The 245-nt window shown below is 58.8% G+C and carries 1 rRNA gene; it reads left to right on the top strand.

From position 1 onward, the window contains the following. Positions 1 to 245: ribosomal RNA gene (locus Ga0466249_RS26225) — 16S ribosomal RNA — on the top strand; the annotation flags it as partial.

Here is a 245-nt window from a genome sequence, read left to right as displayed (position 1 = left end):
CATGATGCGTGTGTCAGCCGCCGCGGTATTACGTAGGGTGCAAGCGTTGTCCGGAATTACTGGGCGTAAAGAGCTCGTAGGCGGTTCGTCGCGTCTGCTGTGGAAACGCAAGGCTCAACCTTGCGCGTGCAGTGGGTACGGGCGGACTAGAGTGCAGTAGGGGAGTCTGGAATTCCTGGTGTAGCGGTGAAATGCGCAGATATCAGGAGGAACACCGGTGGCGAAGGCGGGACTCTGGGCTGTTA

Origin of the sequence: Pelorhabdus rhamnosifermentans, assembly GCF_018835585.1 — a bacterium.
GTDB lineage: Bacteria > Bacillota > Negativicutes > UMGS1260 > UMGS1260 > Pelorhabdus > Pelorhabdus rhamnosifermentans.
Note: the sequence above shows the minus strand (reverse complement) of the source record. Positions and strands in the feature narration are given on the sequence as shown.